15 protein-coding genes are annotated in these 18,411 nt (G+C 64.3%); 8 read left to right on the top strand and 7 right to left on the bottom strand.

The annotated features are described in order from the left end of the window. The first annotated feature begins 18 nt into the window (after nucleotides 1–18). Nucleotides 19–2,955, top strand: coding sequence for a type 2 lanthipeptide synthetase LanM family protein (locus GAK28_RS04355; RefSeq protein WP_291775558.1), 2,937 nt, complete (start codon nucleotides 19–21; stop codon nucleotides 2,953–2,955). Here GAK28_RS04355 and GAK28_RS04350 read toward each other — a convergent pair. From GAK28_RS04350 to GAK28_RS04335, 4 genes are all read right to left on the bottom strand, one after another. Then, nucleotides 2,871–3,404 (bottom strand): phosphatase PAP2 family protein, encoded by a 534-nt coding sequence (locus GAK28_RS04350; protein ID WP_291775556.1) that lies wholly within the window; start codon nucleotides 3,402–3,404, stop codon nucleotides 2,871–2,873. The two genes, GAK28_RS04355 and GAK28_RS04350, sit on opposite strands and share 85 nt — an antisense overlap. After that, nucleotides 3,379–4,536 (bottom strand): glycosyltransferase family 1 protein, encoded by a 1,158-nt coding sequence (locus GAK28_RS04345; protein WP_291775554.1) that lies wholly within the window; start codon nucleotides 4,534–4,536, stop codon nucleotides 3,379–3,381. The genes GAK28_RS04350 and GAK28_RS04345 overlap by 26 nt, the downstream gene beginning before the upstream one ends. A 134-nt stretch (nucleotides 4,537–4,670) precedes the next feature. After that, nucleotides 4,671–6,725, bottom strand: a complete 2,055-nt coding sequence (locus tag GAK28_RS04340; RefSeq protein ID WP_291775551.1) for an RICIN domain-containing protein — start codon at nucleotides 6,723–6,725, stop codon at nucleotides 4,671–4,673. A 26-nt stretch (nucleotides 6,726–6,751) separates the two neighbouring features. Further along, complete coding sequence (locus GAK28_RS04335; protein WP_291775549.1) at nucleotides 6,752–8,779, bottom strand: RICIN domain-containing protein; 2,028 nt, start codon at nucleotides 8,777–8,779, stop codon at nucleotides 6,752–6,754. A 210-nt stretch (nucleotides 8,780–8,989) separates the two neighbouring features. Between GAK28_RS04335 and gltX the strand changes: the two genes are divergently transcribed. From gltX to GAK28_RS04320, 3 genes are read left to right on the top strand one after another with little or no spacing between them, the layout of a single operon-like run. Then, nucleotides 8,990–10,387, top strand: coding sequence for a glutamate--tRNA ligase (gltX, locus tag GAK28_RS04330; protein ID WP_291775546.1), 1,398 nt, complete (start codon nucleotides 8,990–8,992; stop codon nucleotides 10,385–10,387). 45 nt (nucleotides 10,388–10,432) lie between these two features. After that, the gene (locus GAK28_RS04325; RefSeq protein WP_291775543.1) at nucleotides 10,433–10,714 is read left to right on the top strand and encodes a hypothetical protein; all 282 of its coding nucleotides are present in this window, start codon (nucleotides 10,433–10,435) and stop codon (nucleotides 10,712–10,714) included. A gap of 40 nt (nucleotides 10,715–10,754) precedes the next feature. Next, complete coding sequence (locus GAK28_RS04320) at nucleotides 10,755–11,225, top strand: transcriptional repressor (protein WP_291775540.1); 471 nt, start codon at nucleotides 10,755–10,757, stop codon at nucleotides 11,223–11,225. A 150-nt stretch (nucleotides 11,226–11,375) separates the two neighbouring features. Here GAK28_RS04320 and GAK28_RS04315 read toward each other — a convergent pair whose 3' ends face one another. After that, complete coding sequence (locus GAK28_RS04315; RefSeq protein ID WP_291775537.1) at nucleotides 11,376–13,391, bottom strand: TonB-dependent receptor; 2,016 nt, start codon at nucleotides 13,389–13,391, stop codon at nucleotides 11,376–11,378. An 88-nt stretch (nucleotides 13,392–13,479) separates the two neighbouring features. On the opposite strand from GAK28_RS04315, the gene GAK28_RS04310 reads away from it, so the two are divergent. From GAK28_RS04310 to GAK28_RS04295, 4 genes are all read left to right on the top strand, one after another. Next, nucleotides 13,480–13,926: a MerC domain-containing protein gene (locus GAK28_RS04310; RefSeq protein ID WP_291775534.1), complete on the top strand. Its 447-nt coding sequence runs from the start codon at nucleotides 13,480–13,482 to the stop codon at nucleotides 13,924–13,926. A gap of 37 nt (nucleotides 13,927–13,963) precedes the next feature. Beyond that, entirely contained in the window at nucleotides 13,964–14,950 is a 987-nt protein-coding gene (locus GAK28_RS04305; RefSeq protein ID WP_291775530.1) for a cation diffusion facilitator family transporter, read from the top strand. A gap of 78 nt (nucleotides 14,951–15,028) precedes the next feature. After that, the gene (locus GAK28_RS04300; RefSeq protein WP_291775527.1) at nucleotides 15,029–15,187 is read left to right on the top strand and encodes a 30S ribosomal protein THX; all 159 of its coding nucleotides are present in this window, start codon (nucleotides 15,029–15,031) and stop codon (nucleotides 15,185–15,187) included. Between the two features lie 172 nt (nucleotides 15,188–15,359). Beyond that, entirely contained in the window at nucleotides 15,360–17,381 is a 2,022-nt protein-coding gene (locus GAK28_RS04295; RefSeq protein ID WP_291775524.1) for a M13 family metallopeptidase, read from the top strand. 312 nt (nucleotides 17,382–17,693) lie between these two features. Here the strand turns inward: GAK28_RS04295 and GAK28_RS04290 are convergent, their stop codons facing one another. Both GAK28_RS04290 and GAK28_RS04285 read right to left on the bottom strand, forming a co-directional pair. Next, nucleotides 17,694–18,092, bottom strand: coding sequence for a hypothetical protein (locus GAK28_RS04290; protein ID WP_291775521.1), 399 nt, complete (start codon nucleotides 18,090–18,092; stop codon nucleotides 17,694–17,696). A 57-nt stretch (nucleotides 18,093–18,149) separates the two neighbouring features. Then, nucleotides 18,150–18,411 (bottom strand): IS3 family transposase (locus GAK28_RS04285; protein ID WP_291774508.1); only part of this gene is annotated, 262 nt, incomplete at its 5' end.

The raw sequence follows: 18,411 nt of genomic DNA, 5'->3' as shown, positions 1-18,411 counted from the left end.
GCTGACATGACGTCGGGCATGGACGCCGATTTCAGCGAATCGCTGGGCTGCCTGGTCGCCGATGCGTCGGCCCACTTGGTAGCCCAGCTCGCCGAAGTACAGGACCTTTCCGCCAACGAGCAGCAGGTCATCCATCGCAGCGTGCACGACACCGCGGTGGCCAGCTTGCACGGGCGACTTTGCCGCGTGCTTTTGCTGGAGTTGCATGCGGCCGTCGAAGACGGCTTGCTGGTGGCGCCCGACAGCGTGGCGCGCTGGCACGAATTCATCGCCTTGTCCTCGACGCCGGCTTACTGGCGTAGCCTGGACGAGCATTACCCGACGATGGCGGAGCGTGTCCGTACCCTCGTTGATGCGCGCTTCGTCCGCGGGCTGGAACTTGCCCAGCGGTTTGCCGCCGATCGGGATGCGTTGCAGGCGCTTGTCGGCACGCCGCTTGGCGAACTGACCGGGCTGGAACTGGGGGCAGGCGATAGTCATGCCGGTGGACAGACGGTGGCCTTACTCCGCTGTGAGCAGGCACGCGTGGTCTACAAGCCACGTTCTGTCGCCATCGATGTCGAACTGCGGCGCTTCATCCAGGAACTGGGTGTCGATACGTCCATGCGCGTGCCCGAGGCGATCGAGCGCGATGGCTATGGATGGACGACGTTTGTCGAGCACCGCTATGCGTCGAGTCCCGACGAACTGGCCGCGTTCTACCGCGGCACCGGTGAGTGGCTCGCCCTGATGCGGTTGCTCGGCGGTACCGATCTGCATGCCGAAAACCTCATCGCGCATGGACCGCATCCCTTCGTCATCGATTGCGAGACGCTGTTCACGCCGCGTGTCGAAGCGAAGCCGTCGGGCATGGGCGGTGCGCAGGATCGTGCCGGGGCGATGATCGATGGCACCGTGCTCGCCATGGGCATGTTGCCGGGGCGGGGCGGTGGCCTGGGCTGGCGTGGCGTGGATACCTCGGGTATCGGTGCGTTGCCCGGCGAACAGCCGAAGGTGACCATATCCACCATCGTCGACGGCGGCACGGATCGCGCCCGCCTGGGCAGCGTCGCGGTGGAGGTCGAGCGTGCGCGCAATCACCCGAGCGAACATCCCGAGCTTTCTCGCTACTGGGCGGATGTCCTCGCCGGCTTCGACACGCTGACGGACGCATTGCGTACACTCGATGCACGCGGTGGATTGGCACCCCGGTTGCGGGCGTTCGATCGTTGCCTGGTGCGCGTGGTACTGCGCGCCACGGAGACGTACGCGGAGCTGGCCCGCATGTTGTGGCACCCCGTGTCGTTGCACGATCCCGAGACGGCGATCACCCACGCCGCGTCGTTGTTGCACAAGTCCGGGGAGACTCGCGCACTCTCGCCGGATGACGACACCGTGATCGCGGGAGAGATCGCCGACCTGCTGGATGGCGATATTCCCTATTTTTCCACGACGGTTTCGCAGGGGCGCCTCGATGGCCCACGCGGAACGCACTGGCTGGAACCGAAACAACTCGCCGACGAGGCACTTGCCCACTGGCGCAAGGCGGACCTTGGTCTGGAGCGCCGGGTGATCCATGGCGCGCTCTCCAGCGCGTATGCGTCGGACGCCTGGACGTCGGCCGAGCGGTCGCTATGGGTAACCGAACCTCGCCGCGATGACCTGGATACACGGCGGCGTTCGCTTGCCGGGTCCGTCATGCGCTCGCTGATATCGCGCGCGATACGCGCCGACGACGCCAGCGCGACATGGATCGCCTCGGTGCTGGGCCCGAATGGGCGCAGCGTCCAGCCGCTGGCGCAGGATCTGTATGGCGGTCTTTCCGGGCTGGCGCTTCTGACGGCAGGCTATGCCGTCGAAATGGAGGCGGGGCGGGCCGACGCCGTCGACGGCATCGCGTCGTTGCGTGACGCCATCGTCCGCTCGATGCGCATGACGCAGACCGAGCTGTTCGTGCGTCGTGCACGTGTGACGCGACCGCGGCCGACACCGCCGGGCGGTTACATCGGACTCGGCTCACAGATATGGACGTGGCTTTCGCTGGACGCACTGGGTGCGACGCACGGTGAAGGTATCGAGCGAGCTGGCGAGCTGGCGGCGTTGATGCCGGAAGCGGTCGAGGCCGACGACATTGATGACCTGCTGACGGGAGCGGCGGGCGGCATCGTACCGCTGTTGCACCTCTACCGTGCGAGCGGTGAAGCCACCTGGCTGGATGTCGCGCGCGGCATCGGCGACCGCCTTTGCGATCGCGCCAAGGTCGGCGATGGCAAGGCATGCTGGCCACACGAGCGCTGGGCTCATGGTCTCGGCGGCTTCGGGCATGGCGTGACGGGTATCGGCTGGGCGCTGCACAAGCTGGCGGCGGTGACGGGGCACGTGCGCTATCAGACGATGGCGGACGCGGCCTTCGCTTTCGAAGATGCCTTGTTCGACGACGCGGAAGGCAACTGGCGCGATCTGCGCGGTGTCGGCGTCGATAAGTTTTCGGTGGCCTGGTGCCACGGTGCGACAGGTATCGGCCTGGCGTGGGTGGACCTGGGTTTCTCCCAGGGTCCCCGGCAAGGCATGCTGCGCCGCGCGACGGAAACGCTGTGGCGCAAGGGCATGGGCGTGAATCACCACGGCCTGTGCCACGGCGATCTCGGTACGTGGGAGTTGTTCGATCACGCCCTGAAGGAGGGGTGGGCGCCCGCGGACCTGTCACGCGAGACGCTGGAGGCGGCGATCATCCAGAGCCTGGAAACGCATGGCCCTTACTGCGGCACGGTGGGCGAAACCTTGTCGCCCGGCCTGATGGCAGGCGTGGGTGGTGTCGCCTACCAGTTGCTGCGCATGGATCCGCGTTGTGTCCTGCCGTCGGTGTTGGTGCCGACGGATCGTGCAGTGGCTCAGAGCAGCACGCGCTCCACCCACAGCGAAAGCGTGCCCAGCGAACCGCCGATGAGCGTGGCCGCCGCGACATCGCTTGGATAGTGCAAGCCGAGGACCACGCGTGACGCGCCGATAAGCGCCGCGAAGCCGATCAGGAAGGGGCCGAGCACCGGGTAATGGGCCACGGCCACGACGGTGAACGCCACCGCCTGCAGAGTGTGGCCGGAAGGGAAGCTGAACTCGTCCAGCGGCGGCACATGGGCGATCACACCCGGGCAGGCGCGGAAGGGGCGGGGGCGCTTGGTCCAGCGCTTCAGCACGCGATAGAGCATCAGGGCGGTCAGGCCGGTGACGGCCATCTGCGCCGCCACGGCCACGCCGTGCCAGCCGCCGACCAGCGCGATGACGGTCATCAGCGCATACCAGAAGACGCCATCGCCGAGTCGGCTGACGATGCCAAAGAAAACGCCGATGGCGCGTCGCGCGCCCCAGCGGTTGGCGGCCACGCACATGCGTGAATCGAGGTTACGCCGCGACGGCGGTGCGCTCATGGACGTTCTCCCCGGCCAGTGACTGCATGATGGATTCGAATTCGGTGATGACGGAGTCGGGCGAAAGGCCCGCCACCGAGGCGCGCGCGGCGCGTCCCATGGCTTGGCGAGCTGTGGCGTCGGCACCGAGCATGGCTGCGCGTTCGACGAGCCCGGCCTCGTTGCCCGGTGCCACGCGGATGCCGTTCTGGCCGTTGCGGATGAATTCCCGGGCTGCGGCCTCGGCGTAGGCGACGACCGGGATGCCGGAGGCCATGGCTTCCAGCACCACGTTGCCGAAGGTTTCGGTGAGGCTCGGGAACACGAACAGGTCCGCGCTGGCGTAGTAGGCGGCCAACTCGTCACCACGGCGCGTGCCGGCGAAGATGACGTCGGGATGGGCGGCTTCGAGGGCCGCGCGTTCCGGACCGTCGCCGACGATTACGCAGCGGGCGTGGGGTACGCGGCGGGCGAGGGCACGGTAGGCCTCGATCACCACGTGCAGGTTCTTCTCCGGCGCCACGCGGCCCACGCTGAGTACGACCGGCGTATTCGTGTCGGCGCCCCAGGATTGCCGAAGGTCGTCGTCGCGACGGTCGGGCTGGAAGCGCAGGGTGTCCACCGCGCGACGAAGCACGCGCACGTCGTGGACGCCAAGGTCGTTGAGTTCGCTGGCGAGCTGGCCGGTCGGCACCAGGGTGACCTGGGCACGACGATGGAAGCGGGCCAGGTAGCGGCGCACCAGCGGCGTGAGGGCGCCGAAGCCGTAGTGGCCCACGTAGAAATCGAAGCGAGTATGGAAGCCGGTAGCCACCGGAATGCCGAGGCGGCGGGCGGCGCTGACGGCGCTCCAGCCTAGCGGACCTTCGGTTGCCACGTAGATCGCGTCCGGGCGGTCAAGGCGCCAGCGGCGTTCGATGCGGAAGCGGGAAGGGAAGCCGAAGCGCAGGCCGGCATAGCGCGGGACTGTGGCACCCTCGACGGCGAGCACGTCCATGCCGGCTTCGGCGAGCGGGGGCGTGTTCGGGTGGACGGGGCGAATGAGATCGACGTCATGGCCCTTGCGGACGAGTCCGCGGGCAAGCGCCTGGACGGTAAGGGAGACCCCGTTGACGTCCGGTGCATAGGTCTCGGTGACGATGCCGACTCGCATGGCGGTGCCCCTTCTGGCCCTGGCTTGACGCATGCTCGCGCGGGGGCGTGTCCGGGTGGTTATGGGGATATGACCGTGGTGTGACGGCGTGGCACGAAAAGGGCGAAGGCGGGTATCCCGCCTTCGCCGTCAGGTCACTGGAGGCCAGCGACGAAGGGGATGGTGTTCCAGCGTTCCTCTGCGCTTACTGCGCGGAAATCGAGATAGCGCTGGGGTAGGGGCACCGAACGCCCGAAGCCGGGCACCATGTCGCCCACCTTGGGTTTCGCGGGATACGAACTCCACGGCATCAATGCGGCGTGGACCGGGTTGGTCGGCAGCGGGTCGAGGTAGATGCCATCAAGATAGGAGGAGAGCTGCACCGCGCCCTTGGAGAGGGTGAGCCTCTTCATTCCGTCCTCCTGGATAGAATGGATACGGTCATGGCGCCACTCCCACCTTTGAGAGAGCTGCATCGAGCAATCGGAGGTCACCATTGCCCCGTTAACGGGTGTGAGGCACTTGCCGTTCGACCTGTTCACATATCGCCCGAGAGCGTCGATGTTCCACTGTTGCGCTCGGTTGCCTTCGCTCTTGTTACAGCGCGTCGCGGTCACCGCGGCATTGACCGCCGTAAGACATGTATTGTCTTCAGCCCTTGACTGGATCATGACCGTCGGCGAACGCGTGAGATAAGGGGAGCTGAGATCAATCTTTAACGTGACGATTGCCTGGTAGTGATCAGGGAAGTACGGGTCGTCGCCCGGAGCATTTCCTCCATTCTTGGACAGCGGTCGATCATGGACGTAGACCGGGCCCTGCTTCGAATTTGCGCCTCCCCACACGAGATCGTGGATATCGGTCGTTGCCGAAAGTGTTATTCCCCCTTCGTAATCGCCGCGAACCTTCCAGCGAGTGAGCGATTCGAGCGAAGCCGACGACATCATTGGCGTCATTCTCTGTGTCGAAACACGGCCGTCGCTTTTCCAGAAGTAGTCGTGATGCACCACCTGCGGTGTAATTGTGAACCGAGTCTCGTGTATCGCGCCTATCTGTCCGATGGGAAGACTCACTTTCTGCTCATGCGTCTGGATCGAATAATCCTTCACCGTCATCTTGACGGAGTCACGCTTGGTCTTGGTCCAACCGCCGCCAATGTTGAAACCCACGCTTGCAGTGCCTTTGCCGAGCGCATCCGTCAATCCGCCTGGGCCGCTGACGTTGCCCAGTTCACCGGCGGTTTCTCTCGAAATGCCCCAGTCGAAAGAAGTGGTGTACGTGCTCGTGTGGGTCAGGTTGACATCGGTCTGTGCGGTGGCTGTCGGATAGTGGTCGATCTTGACCACGCCGGGATCCTGGAGTGTCGGCCAGGTCAACATCGTTTTGAGACGATACGACGACGGCGCTTGCAGGATGACACCTTCTCCGTTGCTACGGAAAGCGCACTCGCCAGAGTCGTGTGGGAAGCCACAGTCTGAGACACCATTCCGGTAAGGCTTGGCCTGGCTTTGGGTCTGTACGGTAATGATCTTATTGTCGCGATTGAGTCCGGAATCGCGATCGATGCGTACTAGCAACTTCACGAAAGATGGCTTGTCGGCGGTTCCACCAGCGGAGAGCGAGTATTCCTTATACGGGCCCGGGAGAAGGTCATCGCTCGAGGCGGTGGATGCGACGTGGGCCGCCGCATCGGCCATTGCACGCCTCGTGTGGGTCACCATCGCAAGCCAGTCCTCGGGTTGGCTATTCGGGCCGGCGTCCGAGCTATATACATCCAGTTTGCCGTCGGCCAGTTGCTGATAGAGCACGGTCTGCCCTGCTGCCTCGATGCCGAAGGTCTTCGTGTCATATCGAGGCGCGCCGTGTGTGACGGACACAAGGATGCCTACGCCACTCCGCACGAGCTCCGCTGCAGCAATACGGGCTTCTTCACTGGATAGTGCGGTAGAGGGCATCCAGGCGATCAGCGGGTCCGGACCGGCCGAACTCGTCTTGCTGGATCGTTGGTTTGTCGTTGAGGACGAAGAGTTTTCTTGGGTGCTTTTTGCCTGCCCCGAAAGCAGTTCGGGTAGTTCGGAAAGATGTACGAACCGGATGTCGGACGTGCCGACGGATGGTCGATGCGTTGCCGGGATATCCGTCGCGACCGCGGTCGCGCCGAACGGAGCAATCAACATGCCCAAAGCGATACTGAGTAAGGTCTTTTTCATATGATGGCATCCTGCCTGATAGGAGTTCAGTAAAGTCCGTTGACCATGGGAATGGTCTTCCAGCGTTCGTCAGTGCCGATCTGCCGATAACCGAGATACGATTCGGGAACGTCGGTCGGTAGGGCGAATCCGGGGATGAAGTCGCCCTTGAACGGCGCCAGCAGATAATTGTTCCAAGGGGGCAGAAGCTCATGACTGGTGTTCACGGGAAGGTCCTGATGCACGCCTTGGATGAAGCCTGACCGCACGATCCCTAGCTCGACGAAGAGTCGATGCTGCAAGTTGTTCACCTGGTGGATTCGATCAGCCCGCCATACCCATTTCTGTGCTTGGCTGGTCGAGCAAATTTGTGCCACGGCCTTTCCACCTACCGCGGCGAGGCACATTCTGCTGCCGCGGTTCACATAACGATCGAGTTCATCGAACTCCCACTGCTGAGAGAGGTTCTGCTCCGTAGCGACGCAGGGGGCGAGCTTGATGTCTTCCGTGCCGGCACCGCTCTGGGTAAGACATGTGCTGTTGGGTGACATGCTCTGGATGAGCACAACGGGGTAACGGGCTAGCTGTGGCACGCCGAGATCGATGGTAATGCGCGTCACGGGCTGGTGTGTGTCGGGAAACTGAGGATCCGGCTTGGCCAGATGTGCGTATGCCTTCTGTGGCCAGTCCATGTGGGTGTCATTGGTGTTTGTCGTGTTCTTCCACACGGTGTCGTAGATTTCCGCGATGGAAGCGATAGTCAACGACCCTTCGTAGCTTCCGTCAAGGATCCATTCCGAGTACCCCTGAAGGTCTGCTGCCCGCATCATCGGTGTCAATTTCGTGACCTCGACGTATCCGGGATATTTTTCGGGTGCATTGAAATATTTGACGTCGCCCTTGATGGCGCGCGAGATGTCGAATGTCCACGTGACCCTTTTCGAATTGGAGTCGTCGCGCAGGGACAAGGCCGTGCTGTAGTCCTTCACGGTCATCGACATTTCGTTGGTCGTTGTCGATTTGTTCCCGCCGCCCACGGTTGTCTTCAGTTTGCCGTAAGGTTCGATACCCTTGGCACTGACTTTCCCTCCCACCTCGCCGCTGATGCCCCAACTGAACGATGTCGTCTTCTCCTGGGTGTTCGTGAAGGTGATATCCGTGGCCGAGGTGGACTGCGGATACTGGTGCGCGGCGGAGACGTTGGGCTTCTGCCCGGCCGGCCACGACAAGGTCGTTATCAGCTTGTAGTTGTCCACGGTGTACAAGAGTTTATTCATGCCGTGATTGGTGAACGGAAACTCCTTGTCGATGCCCGTCTGGGGCCAGCCAGACGGGGTCAGTCCGTTTCGGAACGGAATGGCGCGGGCATGTGCCTTGACAGTCACGACCTTCCGGTCGTTATTGCCTGACGTGTCACGGGCCACGGTGATATCCATGCCCACGGCCGCTCCCGTATTGGCCGGAGAAATCACCCATGTGTGATATCGCTTGAACGGCCCTGTTGGCCTGTCTTCGGCTTCGGCGGTCACTCGCTGGGCAGAGGTGGACTCCCGCGTCTGTGCCGCATGCTCGGTAAGGGCCTGCCAGGTGGCACGGTCGGCACCCTTGGCGGCATTGGACGAATGGACATCCAGTGATCCATCCGCGCGTGCCTGGTACATCACGGCCGTGCCGGGTACCTGGATGCCGAAGGTCTTGGCCTCATGGTTCGATCCGTCCTGCCTTTGTGTGACGAGGACGTTGACGCCATCGCGCACGAGCTTCTCTGCGGCGGCTCTTGCGCTGTCTGTCGCCAGGGCCGCTGCCGATATCCATGCCACCATCGAATCGTCAGCGGAGACCGTGTTCTTCTCATCACCCACGGGAGACCAGCGAGAGGGATCGCCGTCCGTAGACGTCAGGATGTCTGCCAGTCGCGACAAGGGGGCGTATCGCACCTTGAGTACGCTTGCGCCGATGTCGATGGCTTCAGCGGTATCGACCGGTTGGGGGGAGCCGCCTGGCGCCGGGGTCGCCGAAGCGCCCATCGCGAAGATCGCGGCCGCGATCGCGGCGGTGAGGGGGAGTTTCATCATCGTAGGCTTCCTGCCTGTGAGGGATGGGAGGGATGAGAAGGGTCGTCGCTTTTCCCCTGCACGCCTATCAGGCGATACCGGCGGCTGGTGACGGATTTCCCTGTAGTGAAGGTAGGCCGGTGCCTACATGGCGGCACGGGCGGCGCCTCCACGGGCGCGGCCTGGGATCCTTGCGCTAAAATGCCCGACCGCTTACCCGATGACCCGCCCATGACCGTCCGCACCCGTTTCGCCCCCAGTCCCACCGGCTACCTGCACATCGGCGGCGCCCGCACGGCGCTGTACTGCTGGCTGGAAGCCCGTCGCCGTGGCGGCGAGTTCATCCTGCGCATCGAGGACACGGACCGCGAACGCTCCACCCAGGAGGCCGTGCAGGCCATCCTCGACGGCATGTCCTGGCTGGGCCTGGGCCACGACGAGGGTCCGTACTACCAGACCCTGCGCATGGATCGTTACCGCGAGGTGGCCGAGCAGCTGCTGCGTGAGGGCAAGGCGTATTATGCCTACGAGACCAAGGACGAGATCGAGGCCATGCGCAACAAGGCGATGGCCGAGGGCGTGAAGCCGCGCTACAACGGCTACTACCGCGACCGCAACGAGCCGTATCGCGACGATCCCAATCGGGTCATCCGCTTCAAGAACCCGTCGTCGGGCAGTGTCGTGTTCGACGACAAGGTGAAGGGTCGTATCGAGTGGTCGAACGAGGAGCTGGACGACCTCGTGATCTTCCGTTCCGACGGTTTCCCGACCTACAACTTCGCGGTGGTGGTCGACGACATCGACATGGGCGTCACCGAGGTGATCCGTGGCGACGACCACGTCAACAACACGCCACGCCAGATCAACATCTACAAGGCGCTCGGCGCGCCGGTTCCGGAGTTCGCGCACCTGCCGATGATTCTCGGTCCGGACGGCCAGAAGCTCTCCAAGCGCCATGGCGCGGTCAGCGTCATGCAGTACCGCGACGACGGCTTCCTGCCGCACGCGCTGCTGAACTATCTCGTTCGCCTGGGCTGGTCCCATGGCGACCAGGAAATCTTCTCGGTGGACGACATGACGACGCTGTTCGATGTCGCCGACGTGAACAAGGCGGCGTCGCGCTTCGACGTGAACAAGCTCTCCTGGCTCAACCAGCATTACCTGAAGACGGACGACCCGGCATCGCTCGGTCCCGAGCTGGCCTGGCATCTGGCGAAGATCGGCATCGATGCCGCTTCGGGCCCGGCACCGGCCGATGTCGTGGTGGCGCTGCGCGACCGCGTGCAAAACTTCAAGGACATGGCTGAGCGCGCGAAGATCTGGTACGGCCCGATCGTGGAGTGGGACGACAAGGCGATCGAGAAGCACCTGCGCACCGAAAGCGCGCCTGCCGCGCTGGAGAAAGCGAAAGCCGAACTTGCCGCGCTGCCGGAGTGGACGCCGGAAGCCGTGCACGGTGCCGTCGAACGTGTCGCCGCTGCGTTGGAACTGGGTATGGGCAAGGTCGCCGCGCCGTTGCGTGTGGCGATGACCGGCACCCAGGTCTCGCCGTCGATCGAATACACGATCTACCTCGCCGGCCGTGATGGCGCGCTGGGTCGCATCGACGACGCGCTGGCCCGCATCTGATCTGTAGGAGCGCGCAAGCGCGCTCCTACAAGGGGTGAATCCAGTATGGATGAGCTGCTCGCCAGGGCCCTGCAAGGCGTCGATCCCGACGACCCTGCGGCCTCCGTTAAGATCTTCCTGAATCTCATGGCCCTCGTGCCCTGGGAGGCGATGATCATCTGGCAGGTCGTGTTCATCGTGGTGGGCGCCCTGCTGGGCTGGTGGAAGGGGCGTTTCACGGCCACCGTGCTGGCCTCCTTGCTGCTGGGGCCCTTGGGCTGGGCCGTTCCCTTCCTGCCACGCCGCCCCGCCGGGCCGCCGCCCTTGCCGGGCTCGAAAAAACGTTGATGCGCCCTCATGTTAGGATGGCGCACACGAGGATATCGATGTGACTACTTCCGCCGCCCGCCGCCACGCACACCACCACGACGATCCGCGCGATTTCATCGCCGCCGTCGAAAAGGCCTCCGACGAACGGGGTCTTCGTCTCACGCCGCTCCGCCGCGAGGTGCTGGAGCTGGTGGCCAGCGCCGGCAAGCCCGTAAAAGCCTACGACTTGCTCGACCGGCTCCGCGAAAAGCACGGCAACGCCGCGCCGCCCACGGTGTATCGCGCCCTCGACTTCCTCCTCGAGAACGACTTCATCCATAAGCTGGAGTCGATCAACGCCTTCGTCTCGTGCCATCACCCGGCCGAGTCGCACCAGGTGCCGTTCCTCATCTGCGACAAGTGCCAGTGCGCGCAGGAAGTCTGCGACGAGCGCGTCGCGGAACTGATCGAAGCCCAGGCCAAGGCCATGGGCTTCCGCCCCCAGGCACAGACCCTCGAAGTCCACGGCATCTGCAAAAACTGCCGCTAACCCACGCGCTCCTGTGTAGGAGCGCGCTTGCGCGCGATAACCCCGCCAACGTACTCGTGCCCCAAAAAGGCGCGGGGCGCCGCATTGCGCGACGCCCCGCTTGGTGTTCCGACCCGCCAGGGGAGGGAGGAGGGCAGGCGGGTCGGAAACTCAGAAGTAGGCGCGAACGCCTACAGACACATTGCGGCCCGGTAGCGGCGCCACGTCCTTGAACAGCGACGTGGCGGGACGGGCCGTCTTGTTGGTGAGGTTGTTGCCGTCGACGAAGGCTTCCCACTGGCTGCGCTCGTCGTTGACGAAGGTCCAGCCGAAGTGCGCGTTCACCAGCGTGTAGCCGGCGGTGTCGGTCTCGAACGACGCCACCTTGTCCTGTTTCATGTAGCGCACCGCGCCGACGTTGGCGCGCAGGGTGTCGCGCGTCCAGCTGAGCGTGGAGCCGACGCGACCGGCCGGGATGCGCGGCACGTTGCCCGCACCGTCGGACAGCGTCGCGCGCACGGTGTCGCCGAACACGCGCAGGTCCCAGTTGCCCGACGGGCCCTTGGCGAGATGGAAGGTGGCTTCGGCTTCCGCGCCGCGGAAGGTCGCGTCGTTCTGCGACCAGATGCGCACCGGCAGGTTGTCTTCCACTTCGCCGGTGTCGGCCAGGTAGATGAAGTTCTTGTATTTGTTGTAGTACACCGCGACCTTGCCCTCCACGATGTCGCCGTGGAAATGCAGGCCCAGTTCCGCCTGGTTCGACTTTTCCTTCTGCAGGTCGCCGCCGATCTCGTAGGTGTTGGACGCTTCGTGCGGACCGTGGGCGAACAGTTCCTCTTCCGACGGCGCGCGCTCGGCGTGGTCGAGGTTCAACGACAGGTGCCAGCGTTCGGCGAAGCGCCAGGCGACGCCGGCCGAGAAGCTGTTCGGGTTGTAGTCGCGCTTGGGATGACCGTCGGCATCGACACTCTGCTTGTCGTGGCGCAGGCCGAAGTCCACCTTCACCGGGCCGAACTCGCGCTGCTCGGTGAGGAACACGCCCACGCCCTTGGTGGTGGTGGCGGGCACGAAGGTTTCCTCGCCCACGGCCGAGAACTTGCGGTGCTGCGTCTGCACGCCGAAGGCGCCTTCCCAGCCGGCGATCGGATCGTGGGTGACGACGAGGCGGCCCTGGTTGCTGTCCGTCGAGAACGTGGTGCCCGGCGTGCTGCCTTCGTACTCCACGTGCTGGTAGGCGCCGTGGCCGAGGTTGAACTCGATCTTGCTGATGCCCTCGAACGGCTGCACGAGGCCGCCCTTCAGGTTGTAGTTGGTCTGGGCCATCTTGATGTGGACCGGATCCTCGCCTTCTTCCGGGTTGCCCGGTTCGGCGGGGCTGCCGTACAGATCCATGAAGCGCGAGATCGACAGGCCCACATAGCCCCACGAGCCCAGCACCGAGGCGCCGACGGAGCCCGAGGTGGTCTTCACGGCGCTGTTCTTCAGCGTGCCGCCGGGGATGTCGTAGTCGTCGTTGTCGCGGTGCATGCCGTCGACGTGCAGGGCGAACTGGTCGTTGCCGGCGTCCATGCGGAACAGGCCGGTCTTGCCGTCGGACACGGAGTCGTGACGGACCTCGGCGCGGCCGGCGAAGCCGTTCTCCGGCGCCTTCTCCGGCACACGGCCGTCGACGACGTTGACCACGCCGCCGATGGCGCCCGAACCGTAGAGCAGGGTGGCGGGGCCCTTTAGGACCTCGATCTGGTCGGCCAGGAAAGGCTCAAGGGTGACGGCGTGATCCTGGCTGACGTTGGACACGTCCTGCGAGGACAGGCCGTTCTCCAGCACCGCCACGCGCGGACCGTCGAGGCCGCGGATGACCGGGCGACCCACGGCCGTGCCGAGGGCGGAGGTCTGCACGCCGGGGATGACCGAGACGGTTTCGCCCAGGGAGACGCCCTTGGCGTCGTCCAGGGCGGAACCTGCCAGCACGGCTACGGGGGCGACGATCTGGTCGGCGCTCTGGCCCAGGGGAACGGCGTTGACGACGATGGCGTCGAGCTTGTTGGCGTTCTTGCGGGATTTGCCCTGGGATTCCTTGGCAGTGCCGGTCGGCGCCGTGGCGTCCTGGGTCGCATCGTCGGCCATGGCCGGGGCCACCGGTCCGATGGTGGCGGCAAGGGTCAGGGCGAGAAAGATTCTGCGCATCGGGGGTGTAGCTCCATATTCATGTTCACAATATTATAAAGTACCATCACTTGCCTACACCCGTGCAACTAGTCACGCTATGCATGTCATGACCGAGTCCCCCGTCGATCCCGAAGTCCCGCGCCGCTGGTGGCATATCGCCGACCGGCTGGGCGCCACGGCCTCCTTTCTCTGCGCGATCCACTGCGCCGTACTCCCGTTCGTGATCGCGCTGCTGCCGGTCCTGGGCCTGTCCTTCCTGGCCGATCATCGCTTCGAGGCCGGGTTCGTGGCCTTCGCCAGCGTGCTCGCCTCGCTGGCCCTGATCTCGGGCTACCGCCGCCATCGCCGGCGCCTGCCGCTGTTACTGGCGGCACCGGGCCTGATCCTGCTGCTGCTCGGCGTCACCTTCCTGCACGGCAACACGCCACTGCTGCACAGCGTGCTGGTGACCTGCGGCGGCCTGCTCGTCGCGTCGGCGCACTTCGTGAACCTGCGTGTGGATCGCAGCGGCCACGCGGGGCACATCCACGGGCCCTCCTGCGTCCACCCGTGATTGTGTAACCGCTGGCCGATTCCCTAGCCTTCGAACCATGGCACACGACCACGACCACTCGCACGCCGGCCACTCGCACGGCGCGCACGATCACGACCCTGGTCATGCCCACGGGCACGATCACGACCACCTTGCGGGCACCAGCGAGCGCAAGCTGCTCATCGCGTTTGTCCTCACCACGCTGATGCTGGTGATCGAGGCCGCGGGCGGCCTCGTGTCCGGCTCGCTGGCGCTGCTGGCCGACGCGGGCCACATGCTGGTCGACGCTCTGGCCCTGCTGCTCGCCTTCCTCGGTGCGCGTTTCGCCGCCCGGCCGGCCGATTCCCGACGCACCTACGGCTATGGCCGTATCGAGGTGCTGGCGGGCTTCGTCAACGCGCTCACCCAGTTCGCCCTGGTCGCCTTCATCGTCTACGAGGCGGTGCAGCGCCTGTTCTCGCCCGAGCCGATCCTTTCCGGCGTGATGTTCATCGTGGCCCTCGTCGGCCTGCTGGCGAATGTTTTCGTGCTGCGCCTGCTGCACGGCCACGATCCGGACGACGTCAATATCGCCGGCGCGAGCCTGCATGTGCTGGGCGACCTGCTGGGCTCCGTGGCCGCCGTGCTGGCTGCCCTGGCCGTACGCTGGATGGGCTGGCTCTGGGCCGACCCCGTGCTCTCGATCCTCGTTTCGCTGCTGATCCTGCGCAGCGCCTGGTCGCTGCTGCGTCGTTCAGGCCACATCCTCCTGGAAGGCACCCCCGAAGGCCTCCATCTCAGCGAGATCGAGAAGGAGCTGGCGCTGGCCGATCCCGGCATCACCGGCATCCATCACGTCCATGTCTGGCAGGTCACGGCCGGCTCCCGCATGGCCACGCTGCACGCGGAGCTGAAGCCGGGTACCGACCAGGGCAGGGTGCTGCGCGCCCTGAAGACTATGCTCAGCGAACGCTGGAAGGTGGGGCATGCGACCATCCAGTTCGACCCGGACCACTGCCCCGACGAACTGGAAGGCTGCGGCAAGGGCGGCTCCCACGTTCATTGAACGGGTCTTGCGCTTTACGCGGCCGCTGATACGATGGCCGGCCGTTTCCTCCAACATTACGAATCAAGGAGTTTCCCCATGGGCAAGGGCGATCGTCGCACCCGTCGCGGCAAGATCTACCGTTCCAGCTATGGCAACGCCCGTCCGCACGTCGACGTCGTGACCGGCGCCGTCGTTGCCAAGCCGGCCTCCGCCAAGACCGCCGCCAAGAAGGCGGCTCCGCGCAAGAAGGCCTGAAGCCTCTTTCGTGTGAAGCAAAAAGCCCCGCATCTGCGGGGCTTTTTGTTTGTAGGAGCGCGCCCTGCGCGCGACCGGTGATACCGGGTGCTCCCACCATTCCGGTCGCGCGCAAGGCGCGCTCCTACAATAGCCACCACAATCGAGCATTCATGCATGGGGAGGTGCACGTATGGCGGGATTCCGGACACGATGCCTGGTGGGCATGTTGGCGGCAGGGCTTTCGATGGGTATCCAGGCCCAGGACGCCGTCGCCCGCCCCACCATCGGCGACTTCGGCTTCGACACGGCTGGCATGGACCGCAACGTGCCACCGGGCCAGGACTTCTACGCCTACGCCAGCGGTGGATGGGCGCGTGCCACGCCGATTCCCGCCTCGAAAGCCAATTACGGTCAGTTCGCGCGGCTGGCGGATATCAATACCGCGCGTGTGGGTGAGATCCTGACGGCGGCGACAAAGGATCCTTCCAGTCGCATCGGTGCCGCGTACACGAGTTATCTCGATGTCGAGCATGTCGAGAAATTGGGCATCTTGCCGTTCCGCCCCTGGCTGGCGCGTATCGACGCGGTGCACGACCTGGCCGGGTATCGCGGATTGCTGGCCGACGCGGCGGCGATGGGCATCGTGTTGCCGATCTCGGTCGAAGTGGGACCTGACGACGGTCACCCCGATACCTACATACCCATCGTGTCGCAGTCCGGCCTGGGTATGCCTGATCGCAGTTACTACCTCGCCGACGAGGCGCCGATGCCCGCCGTACGACAGGCCTACGTGACCTGGCTCGCGCGGGCGCTGACCTTCGCGGGGCAGCGCGATGTCGAACGACGTGCACGAGCCGTGCTGGCGTTCGAAACCGCCATCGCGAAGGTGAGCTGGACTCCGTTGCAGAATCGCGACGCGACGAAGACCTACAACCGGACCACGCTTGCCGAGCTGGCGAAGAAAGCCCCCGGTTTCGACATCGCTGCCTTGTTCGCGGGCCATACGCCCGCCGACGATGCCGTGGTCGCCATGCAGCCCGATGCCATCGCCGCGATCGCCGCCATCGTGGCGAAGACGCCTGTGGACGTGCTTAAGGATGCCTTGCGTGTGCAAAGCCTGCATGCCTATGCATCCTTCTTGCCGGATCGCGTGGGTGATGCGGATTTCGCGTTCTACGGCAAGGTGATCGATGGAAGCGAGGCGCGCGAACCACGCAAGGCGCGGGCGGCGGATTTCGTCGTGGAGGCCATGCCCGACGATGTCAGCCGTATCTACGTAGCGCGCTGGTTCACGCCCGAAACCAAGGCCGCCGCGCTCGCGATGGTGAAAAACATCATCACAGCGATGGACAAGCGCCTTGACGCGCTCGCCTGGATGACGCCCGCGACGAAGGCGCGTGCGCATGCCAAGCTCGCCGCCTTCACGCCGCGCATCGGCTATCCGGATCGCTGGCACGACTACGACGGCCTGACGATGCGCGCCGACGACCTGTTCGGCAACGCGATACGCGCCCGACGCTGGCATCGCGACTGGGAGCTGGGGCGCATCGGCAAGCCCCTCTATCGCTGGGAATGGTCCGCCACGCCGATGACGGTGGACGCGTTTGCCAATTACCCGACGATCGGCATCACCTTTCCGGCGGCGATCCTGCAACCGCCGTTCTTCGACCCGCACGCCGATCCGGCAATCAACTACGGCGGCATCGGTGCCGTAATCGGTCATGAAATGAGCCATCAGTTTGATGACCAGGGGGCGAAGTACGACGAGAAGGGGAGGCTCGCTACATGGTGGACGCAGGCCGACATTGATGCCTTCCACGCGCGTACCGATGCACTCGTAAAGCAGTTTTCGGCGTACGAGCCGTTGCCCGGCATGCATATCGACGGCAAGCTGACGCTCGGGGAAAATATCGCGGATCTTGCCGGTTTGACCGTCGCGTATGATGCCTACAAGGCGTCACCTGAAAGCAGGAATGCGAAGACCATCGACGGCTTCACGCCGGACCAGCGTTTCTTCCTTGGCTGGGCGCAGCTATGGCGCCTGAGCTATCGTGATGCGGACCTGCGCCGCCGCTTGTTGACCAATGGACACGCACCGGCCGTGCAGCGCGTTTGGACAGTAAGGAATCTCGATCCATGGTACGACGCGTATCGTGTGACGGCTGAGCAATCGTTGTACTTGCCTCCCGAGCGCCGCGTGCGGATATGGTAGTGACTCGAACGTAGCTTGCCGCGCTGGTTTCGATGGTTTGATGGCAGCGTTCCAAAAAATTGCGATGTTTCTTCCCGCATCGCCATCGCGAACGCGCTTATAGCGAACACTCTCAATCCCCCTCACGTCGTTCCAGCGAACGCTGGAACTCAGTGTGATGCGTTCGGTTTTCGAGAGTGCGCCACCTACTTAAAGCCGATGATGCGCTATCGCCGCGCTGTTAAACCGAGGCGCTGGGTTCCTGCGTGCGCAGGAACGACGGTGTCGCTAATGACCATCTCAGTGGCATAGATTTGCTAAATCACGACAGCATTAGAGCGTCATGACGGGACCGCTCTGCTGCATCGCCATCTGCTGTGCCTGCTGCATCTCCCGCATCTGAGCTTGATCAAATGCCTGCTGGTCGAGGTTTTGGGCGAGAGCGATGCTTTGCTCTTTTGGCGGCGCAGGCGCATCCACCGGCAGTGCGATCTCTGTCTCCGGCCGCACGCCCGTGCACACGATCTGCGATCCTTCGATATTTACGCCCGCCAACTGGCGTTCGTTATGAATGCCGATATGACGCGCCTGCGCCGCCATCTCGGCGACCTTGTCGTCAGAGACTCCAAGCGGCAACTGGAGGCGCATCGCGGTATAGACCGGATCGTCGCCCGGTGCCGGGAAGCTTGACGACGGACGGTGGTCGGATAGGGGATGAGGCGAATCTTTCAACTGGCCTGGATCGTCCGGATGAAAGTCTGATCTTGCCCCTGATTTACGGACACCTATCTAAGCGACATTGGCCAGCTCGTACTGCTCTGGGCTGAGGTAGCCCAGGGTCGAGTGCAGCCGGATCCGATTGTAGTCAACCTCAATGTAGTCAAACACATGAGCCTTGGCCTGCTCCCGTGTGGCGAGGTGTTCACCATGGATGGCCTCGACCTTCAGACTGTGGTTCCAACTCTCCATTGCTGCGTTGTCGTAGCAGTTGCCTCTGGCACTCATGCTGGCGATCAAAGCGTATTGCTCCAACAGGGCGCGGTGCTCGCGC

The sequence above is a fragment of the Luteibacter sp. genome (assembly GCF_009912395.1).
Lineage (GTDB): Bacteria > Pseudomonadota > Gammaproteobacteria > Xanthomonadales > Rhodanobacteraceae > Luteibacter.
This window is presented reverse-complemented; position numbering and strand designations above follow the sequence as displayed.